The following is a 16,528-nucleotide window of genomic DNA, read 5'->3' on the forward strand; positions in this document are numbered from 1 at the left end:
TTAATTTTTCGGCAAATTTGAAACTTCCAAAATCCTCACCATTGTAGGCTCAGCTTTAGCAAGTCCTTCACCATCAACCTGGGTAACTTTCTGAACAAAAACATGTAATTTTTCTTCGTTTTCCCAAAGCTGCAAATCATAATTTGGTTCCCACTCTCCAACAGATTCTTCTGTAAGATCCACTACTTTCCAGGGTTTGTCGCTATGTAGTTTGTGATATGCCATAGACACTTTATTTTCCCTTTCGGCATCTCTAAACAAAAGATAAATGATTGGATTATTTTTAGTTTCTTTAATTAAAATATCTGGTCTAGAAATTGGAATTTTCTTGGTACCACCACCGCCTAATTGAAATGATGATTTTCTAAAATTGGTATTTTCATGCTTCCATTTTCCATCTTCAGCATAAATAATTTGATAATCGGTTTTATTATTTTCTGTCCAATAGGTTACGATAAAAGGATTTCCATTTTTATCGGCCGTCATAGAAGTTTGATTGATTAATTCACTATTCTGCGGAATCTTCCAGGCATATTCAGCCGTACCTGCCGTGATAGGTAGCTCATATTTCTCTCCGTTTGATCTTTCCCAGGTTTTACCACCATCTTTAGACCTTGCATAGGCCATATCATGATTGGTAGAAACATCCCAGCTTTCTCGCCAAACCCAGGATAAATGAATTGTTCCCTGCATATCTACACTAGCTTGCCAGTAAGCATTGCGCTCTCCTTCGCCATCTATAAGATTTTCATGCAAATCTGTCCAATCTTGAGTTTTAGTATTATAAAGTTTTGAAACTAATTTACCTTTCCCAGATTGCCCAGAACGATATAAGAACAAAAGATTCCCATTCTTAAGATTATAAAATTGCGGATAAGAAAGTTTATTTTCATCCTTGTCTGTCATGCTTTGCTTTTCTCCCAATTGCGCACTTAAAACTGAACTTCCTACAGCATAATTTAAAGGATTGTCGTGGTGATCCCAACTTACATGTAGTTTCTTTTCTCCATCTACGGCAAGACTTATAGAATTATGTGCATCTTTTGCATTGCCTTTAAAATTAGATTTACTTAAATCGAAATTCGATGATTTAAGCTCCCTTTTTGCAATAATCATTTGCCCATTATTATCATAGTACCCTAGAAACTGAAAGTCGCCAGTAGATGCCACTGCATTCTTTCTAAAAATGGTTGTATTTACCGAATTATTTGCCCAACCTTCTCCTACTTCTATATCTTTTATTTTGATCGAGGAGCAGGAACTAAGCGAAATAATGATCGCTAAAAGAGGAATATGAAATTTATGAAGCATTTAATTTTTTAACTAATATAGATGGACAATGATAAGCAATTTCTATAGTAAATAAGAGCTAAGAACCGTCATGAAATAGGGTACAAATCGTTCAATCTTACTTAAACTTGAATATAATCAATTAATTTGACGGTAATCCATCAAGTTTAAAACCTTGCATTATCATAGCATGAATGATATAAAGCATTTCTTCTCCTGTATCTTCATGTGCACCATTAATACCATACGGCCAGAAATGAGTTCCGTCTCCGCTTACCGTTGCTTCGGCTCCCGCCGTCATTACTTTTAAAATTCTTGGAGCATTTGCACCTTCCCAGGATCCATTCATTAAATCCCAGTAAACATTATGTGTACCAATACCTACGGTATGAGCCATTTCGTGCAGTGCGGTGCCAGTTCTTTGATACCCTTGATTTGTACCTACTCTAATATTTCCTGAAAAACTACCATCTGCTGTTGGAGTTCCGGGAGAGTAGTTAACTGTTACATGTTTTTCGATTGATGTATAATTGTTGTAGTAATTTGTTGCACTTTCAAAAGCGGCTCTTATTCGACCATAAGCATCTATAGTTTCCTGGTCTGCATTTGTAGGAACGTCCTGCATCCAAAATGTAAAATTACCAGGTTTTATAGTGGTAATTTGTTCTTGATCACCATAAATAACATTCCCTCTAGACTGAGCATAAGGTCTAACATAATAAGTGGTTTCTGAATCTAATCCTGAAATACGCTGAAGATAAGATTGTGCTAAATCTTCATTAATTTCTACATGATCTTCTAAAGTAGGATTTTCGTTTTCACCCCATACTAATCCAATTTCATCTATAGCTCCTTCTCCTGTTTCTAATAAATTTACATAGAAGAAAACATCATGAGCCCCTGCAACTGCCTGCCGATCATTTTCAAAAACTGGTGGATTAGCAATTGGTGTACTAATTATAATTTCCTCGCTATAACCAACACCTTTTTCATTGATGGCATAAGCTTTAAGATAATAATCTTCACCATCTTCCAATCCCTGAATTTCAGTTTCAAATTCTCCAGATCCTCTTACTAATGATGCAATCTGGTGACCAGTTTCTATAGTAGCACCTTCATTTAGGGAAAAACAAATTCCTCTTTCAGTAACGCTTCCTCCTCCATCGTTTAAAATCTCACCAGATAACAAAACTGAATGAGCTGCAATTCTAATTGGCGTATTAATATTTAAGCTGGCTATAGAAATATCCTCACTAACTTCAGGTTCGGTAGGACCGTTTTCTACCGTAGAATCTTCGCTACAGGAAAAAATACCAAAAATTAGGAAAACAAGAACATAATTTTTTTGTAATAATGCATTTAAATAAATTTTCATCTCACTTGTGCTTTTAAAATTTGAATCATTTTAAGTATCCAAAAATGGATTTTACAGTGCAGTGTTTTTTTAAGATTCGAGGATCTATTTCTAGATCCCCGAATCTATTGGTATAGATTGGTGTTAATCTATTTTTTCTAATGTAAATTCACTTACTTGCATAAATCTTCCTACACCTTCGGCATTGGTGGTTTGCGCTCCAATAGCAATTTCAGATGTTTGAGTTAACGTAAATTCTAATACTGGGGCAAGATTATCAAGATGTATTTGTTCCCAGGCCAAAACTTCTTCAGCTGTTTCTACAACATCTACATCTGGTAAAGTATCGCCTAATGCTACGGTGAAGTAACCATTATCAGATTCGGCATCATCTCCCTGGTAATTTGTTGCAAAAATGTCTATGGAATATCTATAGGTTCCCGGCTCTAAATATAGCACCTGATACACTTTCCCGTTAACAATATTAGGCTCTCCCCAACCACTTTCAAGATCGAAACGATCATCTACATTACCATCTGCAGCACCGTAACCATTATGGCTTAAGGCGGCATCGTTATGTATCCAATATTCTGGAGTTCCCCAACGTCCACCATCTGCGGCTAAATCGAAAGGGAAAGAGGCATTTCTTAAGTATGGGGCTTCAGTGATTCTATTTAAACTGAATTCATTAATCTTAATAAATCGGCCTGCTCCCTGATCATTGGTTGTTTGAATACCGATAGATACCTGAGTAATTTCAGTAATTGTAAAAGTTAAGGTTCTAAAAAGTCCGTTTGCTCTGTTAATTCGCTCATAAGCAAAAACATCATCTGAAGTTTCTACATCATCAACATCTGGTAAAGTACTACCTTCAGCAACCGTGAAATATCCTTTATCAAGATTGTTATCTGCACCTTCATAATTAATCTCGCTAATATCTATAGTATACACATATCTACCTGGTTCTAACACCATTGTTTGATAAACTTTACCATTAATAATATCGGCTTGTCCCCAACCACTTTCAAGATCAAAGATATCTCCATCCATAGCTCCAAAACCGTTATGATTTAAAGCTGCGGCATTATGAATCCAACCTGCAGGAGTTCCCCAACGTGCGCCATCATAAGCAATTCTTTCAAAAGGGAAACTTGCATTTGTAAAATATGGAGGATCTGTAATTTGGAACTGCGGTGTAAACTCGTCGTAGGCCGTGTAGAAAGTATCTATTGCATTTTCCTCTGGAACAAATAATGTTCTATAAGAATATGTAGAACCTCCTAAAAAGTCATCTAATATAACATTTGTGCTATCGATAGGTACAAAAAACTCTGATTGCCCACCCTCGTCATTTTCATAAGCGATTTCTGTTCCTATTACTCCAGATGACAAATCCATCGATGCGTAATCTATAGTTAGGTTAGACCCAATTAGACTATGAGAAATATATCGACGCTTACCTAATGATTCCTGATAACGCTCTCCGTAAACATTTCCAGTTATATAAACTGGAATAGACTGGTTACCTTCATCATCAAAAGTTCTTACTTCAAAATTGTAAATATTCTCTGGTAGATTATCTATGATCACGCTAAGGGTATCTATCCCCTGAGATCTTTCTACAGGAACAGTAACCGAGTCATTTTTTGAGTTCCAATACACTCTAAAATTTGTGATTTTTGGATCTGCATTTACAATTCCCTGAAGTTGTGCTCTATTTCTTCCTGCAAAAACATTTACAGAATCCATTTTCTCGGTATAGGAAATTTCCCTTCCGTTAGTGTATCTTTTATACTCATCCATCTCGTCCATATCTGAACAGGCATAGATGAAAAGAGAAAAAAGAATAAGCGTTAAATATGATCGTTTTTTCAGTTTCATAATATTATAATTTCATCTATTAATTAGTATTACCATAAACCTGCACTTCACTTATTGCAAGATTTTCACCACCTGCCCAATTTTCCAGACATAAAACTCTTAAATATCTAATTTTAGGCACATCAATTGGAATATCCCAACTAAATCCGGCAGAAGCTACCTGATAGTCTTCATCATTTTGTTGCCCGTATGGTAGGCCTGATGGTTTAACTTCTTCATATTCCCCTAATAATATCCAATTATCAAGGTCTCCAGTAGTTTCCAGTTCTGTAGAACCATAGATCTGAAAACGTCTCATATTTGCCTGATAATAAAAAGAACGACCATTAAAATATTCAGGATAATCCCAAATCACAACTCTACTTAACTGAGCCTCGAGACCAATATCGAAAGTAAAAATATGTGGCCCATCATTATAAGTTCCGCTAGTAAGATAAACCCCAGGCCAATCCCAAATATTATTATCCCAAAGTCCTTCTATAGGTGTACTGTTATGACGTGGTGCATCATTTGGTAATACTACACCTCTATATCCTGTTTTTGGAATTGCCTCCTCGAAAAGCGGAGTAATATCTGTAAATAACGTATCTGTATAATTTAACCAACGATCTCTTACCGTAAATGCAAATTCTTTTTGAATTGTATCCATTCCTCTAATAGAATGGGCAATTTCGTTAGTTGAAGAATATATACTGTTATCATTAATTACCCAATCTCCCTGCTCGTCTTTTTCCATTACCAAAATGGCAATATCTTCTCTGGTTGGATTATCTGCATTCAAATAAATACCACCAAAAGCAGCTCCAGTTTCAATAGTTTCGAAAACATCAAAAATTGGTGCAGGTCCTGGATTTACAGCAACACTAACTGGCTCTGATGATACTTCAGATCGATTTACAGTACTTATAAAAACTTCTCTTTCACTATTACCAGAAAAACCTTCTAATAACATGGTGCTATTATAATAAGATGATCTTACTTCTATTTCTCTTCCATTTTCCAACGTATAATTGGCCTGAACATAAAGTAAATCCTGATCTACCGGAAGAGTATATGTTAACCTTGCTTTCCCTGGCAAGTTTTCTACCTGAACATCGCTAACCTGCTCTGGAGGTGTACTATTTTGCTCTAAAGGAGTTTGGAGGTCTTCGTCTGAACAGGATAGTAGTAATCCTATAAACGAAACAACTAAATATTTTGAAAATTTTAATTTCATAATTTTTGTTTTTAATTACCATCCTGGATTTTGTACCAGATTCGAATTTTGCAACAACGCATTTTCTGCCATTGGCCAGAAGTAATCTCTTGGTGCTACAAATCGTTGTTGAAACAATGTTGTTACCTGATAATAAGAGATATCGTCATCGCCATACACGTTCCAACCTAAAATAGGCTCATTTAATTCTTGCACGGCAGTTTTCCATCTTAAAAGATCCCAATATCTGTGTCCCTCAAAAGCAAGTTCTATGTTTCTCTCTCTATGGATAATTTCTCTTAAACCAGTTTGAGTATTAGGCTTCTCTGGGTTTACAGAATAGTTTTGCCAAGATTCCTGTACACCTTCTAAACCAGCTCTAGTTCGTATTCTGTCTAAATAATCATAAACCGTAGCACTAGGACCCGAAACTTCATTTAAAGCTTCTGCATACATTAGATATAAATCTGCCAGACGCATTTCTGGCCATGCGTAAGATCTATAAGTTGCTCCTGATGAACTAAAACTCTGATTCCAGTTTACCAGTTTTTTTAGATAATAACCTGTTACATTGAAATAAAATGCATGATTACTTCCTGCATAATCTGTATACTTCCCTTCGATATGAAAACGTGTGTCCTCAGAACCTGCATCGTACTTATACCAAATAGATCCATCAAAACCTAAATCTGCATAAAATCTTGGTTCACGATTAAAGTTTAGAATAGATGTTTCATAACCTAATTGGATATTAAAACGATCATCTTGTCCTGCTTCCCTTAATTCTTCAATATCAGTGAAATCTAAAGTATTGTCTTCATTTATCGGCACACCATTACTGGAATAAAACATCTGTGCCATTTCTAGAGTAGGAGATAATACCTTTTCAGCATCTCTATGTCCATGTTCTGCGGTTAATGGAGACATACTTTGTCTTTGTATATCTGTAGCACGACTTTGTGTATTTCCCCAAACAATTTCACTATTCCATCTTTCGGTCACAGCATTTCTAATAGAAAGTTTAGTTTCAGTAGTATCAGACAATGCAAACGCAGATCCAGGAAATTCGTATAAACTGTTTCCAGCACCTTCCGCAGCTTCAATAGCTTCTAATGCAGCATCTGCCGCTAACTGCCATTTGTTTTCATCATACTGAGTGTTAATCAAAGGAGTTCCTTCAGCATTAACAAAAGATGCTAGATCTGTGTTTCCATTATACAATGGACTTGCAGCAGTAAGTAGAACTTTAGCTTTTATTCCTCTTGCAATAGGAGCTGTAATTCTACCTAGTTCTGTATTAATATCGGTAATTACCGGTGGTAAAACCGCTGCAGCCTCATCAAGTAAGCTTACTATATAGTCTATACCGTCATCAAAGGGTTCTCTTGCTACATTTAATGCTTCTGACGGAGCATCGATAGCTACATTTTCACGCATTATTGGAATAGGCCCATACATTCTCATTAGATAGAAATGATAATAGGCTTTTAGAACCTTAACTTCTGCTATCCAGCGTTCACGTTCTGATGCTGTAATATCTGGAACTTGATCTGGATTCTGCATATTTTCAATAAATATGTTACAGTGTCTTATTCCGTCAAAAAGCGGATAACTATCATTAGGGCCACCTCCTTGGTAATAACCGTCCCAAGCATTAAAATATGGATTTGAAACTCGTTGCAAGCCCATAGCAATATCTAGGCTATACACTGTATACGCCTGTCTTTGATCTGGTATCCAAAGTTCATCTCCTGCTAACATCGCAGGGTTATGGTGCATATCTGCGCTACGAGGCATATAGGAATAACAAGTGAACAAATACTTCTCTGCTTCATTCCTTAAGTTAAATGCCTGATCTATAGTCGCAATATTATCTGGCACAACATCTAAAAAGTTATCTTCACAAGATTGTAAAGCAAGCATAGATAACATTCCCAAGGCAAGGCCATTAAACCTTGTTTTTAGTTTTTTAGATATACTTTTAATTTTATTTTTCTCTAATCTAATTTCCATAAGTTCCTTTCTTAAAAGTCTAACTGTATTCCGATGTTATAAACTGATTGGATAGGATAACCTAATCCACTACCACCCATTTCTGGATCCCATAGATCAAAATCACTCCAAACCGCCAGGTTAAGTCCGCTCGCATATAACCTCATCCCATTTATATGCAACTTATCTAACAACTTCCCTTTAGGGCTAAATCCTAATTCCATTGTTTTTAGCCTTAAGAAATCACCACTACGCATCCACCAAGTAGAAGTTTGATTATTATTTTCGATAAACGTCTGGCTTAATCTTGGCCAAAAAGCATAAGAGTTTCTATCGTCTTCAGACCAATAATCTTCCGAAATCACATTTAAAAGCCCGTTTTGAGCACCTCCATTAATTACGAATGGTGATATGTTTTCTGAATTTATAAAGAATGAAGATCTTGCAGAACCCTGAAAGAATATACTAAAGTCCCAATTTTTATATCCAACAGTACCTCCAAAACCATAAATGATTTCGGGAGTAGTTGGTAAACCAATTGGAACCATGTCACTTTGTGAAATAACACCATCACCATTAACGTCTCTATATTTAATATCCCCACCGGTATAGCTACCAAATTGTGTAGGTGAATTGTTTACTTCTTCCTGATCTACAAAAAGTCTTTCTGCAATATATCCCCAGGTTTGAACTGCACTTTGTCCTATTCTTGATCTATAAGCAAGATCATCTGGGTAATCTACCTCGTCAAACTCTAATACTTCACTTTTTGCATAAGTTAAATTAGCTCTAGCTTGTGTCCACCAATCTGAATTGATTTGCTTATTAAAATCTACCGAGAAATCTAAACCTTCACTTTGCATTGAAGCAAAATTGGTTTGAGGGGTAGCAGTAAGTCCTATTACAGAACCAATTTCTGATCTAGATTGTAAAATATTTGTTCTGTTTTGTCGAAATACATCTAAAACAAAATTTAAGGAGTTGAATAACTCTAGGTCCATCCCCAGGTTAATTTGCTCAGATTCTTCCCAACCAATATTTGGATTTGCGTACCTAGAAATAGAAACTCCATTTCTATAATATCCAAACTCCTGTCCAAAGGAAGCTCCGTAGGTTCCATTATCAAGATTTACATTAGAAAGATAGAAAAACCGCTCATCTACATTACCGATCTGGTCGTTCCCCACAAGTCCATAGGTTACTCTAAATTTCAAATTTGTAATCGTATTTTCTAAAGGTTCAAAAAACTTCTCATTAGAAATCCTATATCCTAATCCTCCAGAAGGAAAAAACCCATATCGACTACCCTTAGCGAATCTTTCAGATCCATTGTAACCAAAATTGAATTCAAATAAATAGCGATCATCATATCCGTAAGTAAATCTTCCTGAAATACCATGATTTCGATTCGCTAAACTATTTTGAACACTCCCTGCATTTCCTGTTTCATAACTGGAAATAAGGTTAAGTAACATCCCAGAAACCGCATGCTTTTCATCAAAAACGCGATCGTAATTAATTGCAGTTTCGTTATATATTCTAGAATCAAGATTTTTGGCTCCTTCAGAATAGTTTAGATATTCTGTCCCTATAGTTCCTATAGAAGTATCACTACCATCATTTAAAACTCGAAGTTGAATACTACCATCTACCGGGTTTATACTAGAGCTGTAGTAGAAAGGATTATACTGTCTTGAAACGTCATAGTAAGAATATCTTCTTATATATCCCATAGAACGAATTCTAAGACCTTCAGTAATAAAACCTAAATCTTGTTGTAACTCTATTTGTGCCTGTATGGTTGAAGCTTTATTAGTTTGATAACCTCTTACCATTTGAGCATAAGGGTTTGTTAATAAGGTTTCGCTAGCAACTCCTGTTGGAGCACCTCCAAAAAGTGGATGCTCTATATATGGCAAATATTCCGCAGGATATACGGCAGGAAAAGCTACCGGGTTAGACCATACAGCACTATTAAAAATAGCCTGCCCACCGCCAACAGGACCGTTATAATCATCAAACTGCCCATAGACGTTTACACGAGCCTGAGTTGTAGGGGTTAATTGAAGGTTAATATTACTTCTTAAAGAATAATTTCTTAGCTTAATATTACTATTAAAGTTATTTAGCCCTTCAACATTTAAAACCCCATTATCGATATTATAAGTTCCTGAAATATAATATCTGGCTTTTTCACTACCTCCGCTGGCATTAAGGTTTAAACTCTCGTTTACGGTATAATCACTTATTAACTGCTCTATCCAGTTATTATTAGGATAAAGCAATGGATTAGCACCGGCTGCAGTTCTATCAATTTTAGTTTGGCTATAAGGAAGTACCGCATTTCTATCTCTGGTAAGTGCCGCTTCATTTGCCATATTCATATACGTAATATTGTCGGCAAAATCGAAGTTATCTGTGTTAGAAGATATTCTGGTTTCAGACCTGAAACTAAACCTAGTCTTTCCTGCTTTCCCTGTTTTAGTGGTAATCAAAACAACACCATTAGCTCCCCTGGCTCCATAAACAGAAGCCGCAGCTGCATCTTTTAATACCGAAAAGGATGCGATATCATCGGGTTGCAAACGAGCCATATCTGTTGTTGTAGACTCTATACCATCGATAAGAATTAATGGGTTACGCTTACCTGTTCCAAAAGTTCCTAATCCACGAATAAAAAAGTCTGAGTTATCTGCTCCAGGTTCTCCAGAACGCTGATATGAAATCATACCGGGTACTCTACCCGCCATCATTGTGGTTAAGTTGTTGGTAGGCCCTTTTAATTCTCCAGGTGAAACTGAAGTAATAGAACTTACAAGACTTGCCTTCTTTTGTTTTCCTCCAAAACCTATAATTACAGTTTCCTCTAAGGCACCTACACTAGTCTCTAGGCTAACATCTATTTTTGTATTATCCCCAACAGTTACTTCCTTTGGTTCAAATCCTAAAAAAGAAAATACTAATACTGCATCTTTACCAGATACAGTAATTTCGAAATCCCCATCAAAATCTGTGGCTGTACCATTATTAGTACCTTTCTCCATAATATTTACGCCAGGGATAGGCATTCCATCGTCTGCACTAATTACAGTTCCTGAAACTTTTAATCCCTGAACTTCTATGGGTTCAGTGTTACCATATACCTGCAGATTGAAAAAGAATATGATAAAAGTTGAGTATAAAAGAAATATTTTTTCTTTACGCATCTGATTAGTTTTTATACAAAAATCTTGTATGACAGATTCTTATATTAGTTTGACATCCTTTTTAGTTTGCTAGACAATTCTTCAAAAAATTGCTTCTGTACTTCTTAGTAATTTTGCTTTGCATTCTTTTCATGTTTAATTAGTTGATTTATAATTTTATGTTAAGAAAACGTTTTATTATATTCACAGCTCCCATTAACGCTTTCACAATTTTATAACTTTTTTATTATTAAATAAGGGTATAATTTGATCAATAAGTGGGTACAAATTGATATTTAAGCCTCAAAGTCACCAAATAGTTAAAAAAAATGAATTCTAAATTATTTCTTAATTATAGATTCTTGCGGAATAGCCTTAAAAGTATTTTCCTTGTATTCTGTTTCTATCTTCCACTAAACAGCTTTGGACAAGAGGAAAAATCTGCGCTAAAAAAGAACCTTAAATTTTACCATTATGACACTTCAAATGGATTGTCTAATAATATGGTGAGTTCGATTACTCAGGATGATCTTGGATTTATCTGGATAGGAACAAATTCTGGATTAAACAGATTTGATGGAAGCGAGTTTGAGAAGTTCGACAAGGAAAATTCAGGGCTTATCAATAATTATATTCAACAAATTGTTCCCACAAATAATGGCGATTTGTACCTGGCCACCAATCGAGGGATTCACACCTACGAAATTCAGAAACATTTATTTCAGCAAAAATCACCAGAAAACTCATACCTGTCTGACGGGATTACAAGCATTTTAGAATTCTCTAAAAACATGCTTGTTGTGGGCGATTATTCTTATGGAGTACATTTTATAAAAGGAAACAGGCATATCGCCGTACAATTTAACGGTAATCCTGAACCTGTTTTACTTAGAGACTACCGTATAAGCTCGTTAGATATAAAAGATGAGCACTCCATATTAGTAGGCACCTATAATAATGGAGTTTACAGCATCGATATTAATGACACCACTGTGACCAAAATCGAGAAACTTTTTCAAGGCAGGATCAATACAATATATACCGATTCTAAAAAAAGACATTGGGTTGGCACAGATGAAGGCTTAAAACTTATCAATGATAAAAATGAGATAATACATATTAATAAGGAAAACAGTAAACTTACAGATGATGCTATTCGAAGTCTTGTTGAAGATAATCAGGGAATGCTTTGGATAGGTACAAGAAATGGCGGACTTAATATTCTTGATCCTAATTCATTATCTAATAGTAAGAATATTAGGATTCAGTCTTTTTCACCTAAAACTGATGGAAGCAGTGTTTTTAACCGTAACATTCTAAACTTATTTAAGGACTCTAACGGAAATATATGGATTGGGACTGAAGCTGGTTTAGATTTTGTAGATCCCAAAGGAGAGTCTATTCAGCTAATTGATCATTCTGCTAACAAAGAGATTCAAATTTCGCATGATCGCGTTAAAGCTATTACAAAAGGAAAGAACGATAATATCTGGATTGGCACTGATGGTGGTGGGATCAATACCTATTCTTCAGAAACTAAACAATTTTCTAAATTAGACATTCCGCTTCCTACAGATCTGGTTCTATCATTATTGGAAGATTCTAAAAACAATCTTTGGATTGGCACTTACAGAAAAGGAATTTCAAAATTCGATCTAAAAACAAAGAAACTTACAACCTATTTAGACCAAAAAGTATCTGAAGGTAGTGATGTACGATCGATATTCGAAGATTTAGAAGGTAATATTTGGGTAGGGACTAACCGGGGAGGTTTGTACAAATACAATCCTAAACAAGATACGTTTATATATATAGACGACCTTAGTAAGCTGGATATTCGTGATATCATTCAAAAGGATCCTGATGAAATTTGGCTTGCCACCTACGGCAATGGCCTAATCAAATACAATTATAAAACAGGTGAATATTCAAGTTTTCATACAGGAAATATCGATTTTCCAACAAACGTTGTTTTTAGTGTTCATTTTATAGATAAGAACAACCTAGTGGTGGGCACCATGAATGAAGGTTTACTAAAAGTAAACCTAGAAACTGAAATAGTACAACGTTTTTCTACTAACGATGGTTTAAGTAATAACACGATAAATTCTATTACCCAGGATTTGTCTGGCAATTTTTGGATAGGTACTAATGACGGGATAAGTTTATATAACCTACAGTCCAATAAGATTAGAAATCTTAACAATTTTAATAATATACAGGAAAGTGAATTTAATATTGGCGCCAGCCTTTTAACCGAAAACGGCACATTGCTGATTGGAGGAAATAAAGGTCTTAATATTTTTGAAACCAAAGAATTATCAAATCCTGTGAAAACAGTGTTCCCTACCGTGTTTAAAAATCTTGAAATTTACGGTAAAAGTTTAAGTCTTAGCGATAGCACACAAACAGTATTAGATAGATCTATTTCACTTACCGATACACTTCGTATTAATTATAATCAGGCTTTATTTTCATTAGATTTTGCTTCCCTAAAATATCCAAAATCAGATAATATTGAATATTCTTATATCCTGGAAGGTTATAGCGATCACTGGATCAATATTAAAAATGCCAATCGTATAAACTTTAGCCAACTACCGCCAGGTGATTATAATTTAAAGCTAAAAACCAACAATAACGATTATCTGGAATCTTCAAATCAATTATACATTCAGGTAATTCCTCCTATCTGGAGAACGCTCCCAGCTTATGCTCTTTATTTAATTTCAGGATTACTCCTTATCTGGTTTGGATTAAGATATTATACTGAAAAAATAAAACTGAAACAATCTCTTGTCTTCGAAAAAAATCAACGCCAGTTAGAACAGGATCTTAACGAAGAGAGACTTCGCTTTTACACCGGTTTCTCACACGAACTGAAAACACCACTTACCATGATTTTGGCACCAGTGGAAAGTTTACTTGGTGAAATTAGAAAGAAAGAGCATACCAATAGTTTAAGAATCATTGAAAAGAATGCTAAAACTTTATTGGGTAGAATTAACAAGTTACTTGATTTTAGGCAAACCGAAGATGGTTTAAACAAACTAAAAATCACTAAACATAATCTCGCAAAATCTTTATCGAAGTGGATTGAAATGTACGAACCTATAGCACAGAAAAAAAGCGTTGAAATAATTAAGAATTTCGATTTAGAAGAGGCTTCAATTTATTGTGATCTTGATAAAATACATATTGTCTTCAATAATTTGATGTCTAATGCCCTAAAATACACTTCAAAAGGAGATCAGATAATAATAAGGCTAAAAACAAAGGGAAATGGCTATCAATTTTCAATAAAAGACAATGGTGTGGGCATTTCAGCTCAAATTTTACCACATATTTTCGATTGGTATTATCATTCAGACGAAAAAGTGAAGAAAGATGGCAGCGGAATTGGCCTTGCGCTCTCTAAACGATTTATCGAATTACATGATGGAAAAATTAAGGCTAAAAGTATCGAAAATCAGCATACTGTTTTTAAAGTATTTTTACCAAAAGGGAATCCTGAGGAGTTAAAACCCAGTGATGCTATTGAAGCTAATGATTTTGAAAAAATAACCGCTGAAATTCTTAACGAAAACAAAGAATTAGAAACCCGTGCGTTACTTAATCCAGAAACCGATAGGGAACTTATTCTTTTAATCGACGATAATCCAGATATTCATCATTATCTCTCTTCGATTTTAAAAGAAAAATATGATTTATTGCATGCTTTAAACGGGCAGGAAGGGATTAACATGGCAATAAAACATGTGCCAGATCTTATAGTTTCAGATATTATGATGCCAGAAAAAAGTGGTATCGATCTTACCAGTGCATTAAAATCCAGAAAAGAAACCACGCACATTCCTATCATTTTACTTTCAGCAAAAGACACTCAGGAATCTATCGTGATTGGTTATAAAGAAGGCGCAGACGATTATATTACCAAGCCTTTTAGCACTGCTATTCTTAAAGCCCGAATTAGAAATCTATTAGACAGGAAATTTACACTGCAAAAAAATCTTCTTCAAAAAGAAGAAAATGAGGAAACTGCAAATACTGCCGAAAGCCAGCAGGTTAAAATTGAAAAGAAATTCCTTAAAAAATTCGAAAAGAAAGTACACGAACATATACAGGTTCAAGGTAAAATGGTCGAGTTAATTTCTAAAGAAATGGGCATGAGTCGTGCATCTTTATACCGAAAAATAAAAGCGCTTACCGGCAAGAGTATTAATGAATATATTCGTGATATAAAACTGGATAAATCCTTATATTTAATAGAAAAAGAAGGATTAAATGTATCTATGGCCGCTTTTGAAGTTGGCTTTAATAACATGAAATATTTCAGAAAGATTTTTAAAGAGAAATTTGGCCAGTTACCCTCTGAATTTTCTCTAAATAGAGACCTCACCTAAAAACAAAAAAGATAATCTAACCTCAACAAAAAATGAAAAGAATAATTACCACTTCTATTCTGGGGCTATTGCTTGCTACCGGATGTAAAACTGAAAAAACAGAAGAACCCGGTATTTCACTTTCAGTAAGTAACGACCTGGATTTTGATAGAAGTGAAATTGTAAGTTTTGAAGCTGAAAAATTATTAAACAAGTTTGAAGAAACTCCTATAGAGTATATTCATATTAAAGATTCTGCAGGAAAAACTTTAAGACATCAATGGATCGATTACGATGAAGATGGTACCCCAGAAGAATTTTTATTTATGGCAAAAGTAAATGCTAATACCTCTTCTACCTATAAAATAGTTAGTGATAGCTCGTCTACGATACCAGAGAAAGAAGCTGTAGCTTATTCTAGATTTGTACCTGAAAGAACAGACGATTATGCATGGGAAAACGATAAAATTGCTTTTAGAACTTACGGTCCAACCGGCCAAAAGGAAGCTTTAGAAGGTGTTGCAGGAAGTACCCTTTCTAGCGGAATCGATATTTGGCTAAAACGAACCAATAAATCGATCATCAATAAATGGTATGCTGAACATATAAAAAGTCCCGGCTATTATCATACAGATCATGGCGAAGGTTACGATCCTTATCATGTTGGGAGCAGTCGAGGCTTAGGCGGTATAGGTATTTTTGAAGACGATAGCTTGTATGTATCCCAAAATTTTATGGAATATAAAACCATCGCAAGCGGACCGTTAAAAACGATTTTTGAACTAAGCTACGATCCCTGGGGACCATACAATGTAAAGGAAACAAAAAGGATCAGCTTAGCCGTTGGCTCCAATTTCTCTAAATTCGAGATTAGTCTTGAAGCTGAAGACGGAATCCCAAACTATGCTACGGGAATTACACTACATAACAATCAGGGAGAATACGAAATTAATGAAGAAGAAGGTTGGGTAATGCACTGGGAAAGCATAGACGATGCTAAAGTTGGTGAAGGAATCGTAATAGCACCAGCTGCTATCGATTCAGCTTTTGCTTACATAAGTAAGGTTCCAGATCAAAGCAACCTTTTAATCACTACTGCTCCTAAAGATAAATTCACCTATTATGCAGGATTTGCTTGGGAAAAAAGTGGCGATGTAAGCAATAAAGAAGACTGGATAAAAATGTTAAAAAAACAAGCTAAAATTATCGGATCTCCCCTCAAGGTAAGTTTAGATTAAGTTTTAAAAAG

The 16,528-nt window shown here is 35.0% G+C and carries 8 protein-coding genes; 2 read left to right on the forward strand and 6 right to left on the reverse strand.

Going from position 1 to position 16,528, the window contains the following annotated elements; genetic code table 11:
* From INR75_RS19195 to INR75_RS19220, 6 genes are all read right to left on the reverse strand, one after another.
* The gene (locus INR75_RS19195) at positions 1 to 1,311 is read right to left on the reverse strand and encodes a BNR repeat-containing protein (RefSeq protein WP_223090086.1); all 1,311 of its coding nucleotides are present in this window, start codon (positions 1,309 to 1,311) and stop codon (positions 1 to 3) included.
* A gap of 121 nt (positions 1,312 to 1,432) precedes the next feature.
* Positions 1,433 to 2,665, reverse strand: coding sequence for a hypothetical protein (locus tag INR75_RS19200; protein ID WP_223090087.1), 1,233 nt, complete (start codon positions 2,663 to 2,665; stop codon positions 1,433 to 1,435).
* A gap of 123 nt (positions 2,666 to 2,788) precedes the next feature.
* The gene (locus INR75_RS19205) at positions 2,789 to 4,525 is read right to left on the reverse strand and encodes a DUF4998 domain-containing protein (RefSeq protein ID WP_223090088.1); all 1,737 of its coding nucleotides are present in this window, start codon (positions 4,523 to 4,525) and stop codon (positions 2,789 to 2,791) included.
* A 19-nt stretch (positions 4,526 to 4,544) separates the two neighbouring features.
* On the reverse strand, positions 4,545 to 5,741 hold the full coding sequence (locus INR75_RS19210; protein ID WP_084840920.1) for a DUF4959 domain-containing protein: 1,197 nt from the start codon (positions 5,739 to 5,741) through the stop codon (positions 4,545 to 4,547).
* A 15-nt stretch (positions 5,742 to 5,756) separates the two neighbouring features.
* Positions 5,757 to 7,733, reverse strand: a complete 1,977-nt coding sequence (locus INR75_RS19215; protein ID WP_223090089.1) for a RagB/SusD family nutrient uptake outer membrane protein — start codon at positions 7,731 to 7,733, stop codon at positions 5,757 to 5,759.
* Positions 7,734 to 7,744: 11 nt separating this feature from the next.
* On the reverse strand, positions 7,745 to 10,918 hold the full coding sequence (locus tag INR75_RS19220; RefSeq protein ID WP_223090090.1) for a TonB-dependent receptor: 3,174 nt from the start codon (positions 10,916 to 10,918) through the stop codon (positions 7,745 to 7,747).
* Between the two features lie 308 nt (positions 10,919 to 11,226).
* Here INR75_RS19220 and INR75_RS19225 point away from each other — a divergent pair, with 308 nt between their 5' ends.
* Positions 11,227 to 15,300: a two-component regulator propeller domain-containing protein gene (locus INR75_RS19225; RefSeq protein WP_223090091.1), complete on the forward strand. Its 4,074-nt coding sequence runs from the start codon at positions 11,227 to 11,229 to the stop codon at positions 15,298 to 15,300.
* 32 nt (positions 15,301 to 15,332) lie between these two features.
* On the forward strand, positions 15,333 to 16,517 hold the full coding sequence (locus INR75_RS19230) for a DUF4861 family protein (protein WP_223090092.1): 1,185 nt from the start codon (positions 15,333 to 15,335) through the stop codon (positions 16,515 to 16,517).
* The last annotated feature ends 11 nt before the right edge of the window (positions 16,518 to 16,528 follow it).

Origin of the sequence: Zunongwangia sp. SCSIO 43204, from assembly GCF_019904275.1 — a bacterium.
In the GTDB taxonomy this organism is placed as follows: domain Bacteria; phylum Bacteroidota; class Bacteroidia; order Flavobacteriales; family Flavobacteriaceae; genus Zunongwangia; species Zunongwangia mangrovi.

Coding starts and splice junctions, on each gene's coding strand:
- INR75_RS19195 (WP_223090086.1), bottom strand. CDS start 1,311: ATGCTTCATAAATTTCATATTCCTCTTTTAGCGATCATTATTTCGCTT.
- INR75_RS19200 (WP_223090087.1), bottom strand. CDS start 2,665: ATGAAAATTTATTTAAATGCATTATTACAAAAAAATTATGTTCTTGTT.
- INR75_RS19205 (WP_223090088.1), bottom strand. CDS start 4,525: ATGAAACTGAAAAAACGATCATATTTAACGCTTATTCTTTTTTCTCTT.
- INR75_RS19210 (WP_084840920.1), bottom strand. CDS start 5,741: ATGAAATTAAAATTTTCAAAATATTTAGTTGTTTCGTTTATAGGATTA.
- INR75_RS19215 (WP_223090089.1), bottom strand. CDS start 7,733: ATGGAAATTAGATTAGAGAAAAATAAAATTAAAAGTATATCTAAAAAA.
- INR75_RS19220 (WP_223090090.1), bottom strand. CDS start 10,918: ATGCGTAAAGAAAAAATATTTCTTTTATACTCAACTTTTATCATATTC.
- INR75_RS19225 (WP_223090091.1), top strand. CDS start 11,227: ATGAATTCTAAATTATTTCTTAATTATAGATTCTTGCGGAATAGCCTT.
- INR75_RS19230 (WP_223090092.1), top strand. CDS start 15,333: ATGAAAAGAATAATTACCACTTCTATTCTGGGGCTATTGCTTGCTACC.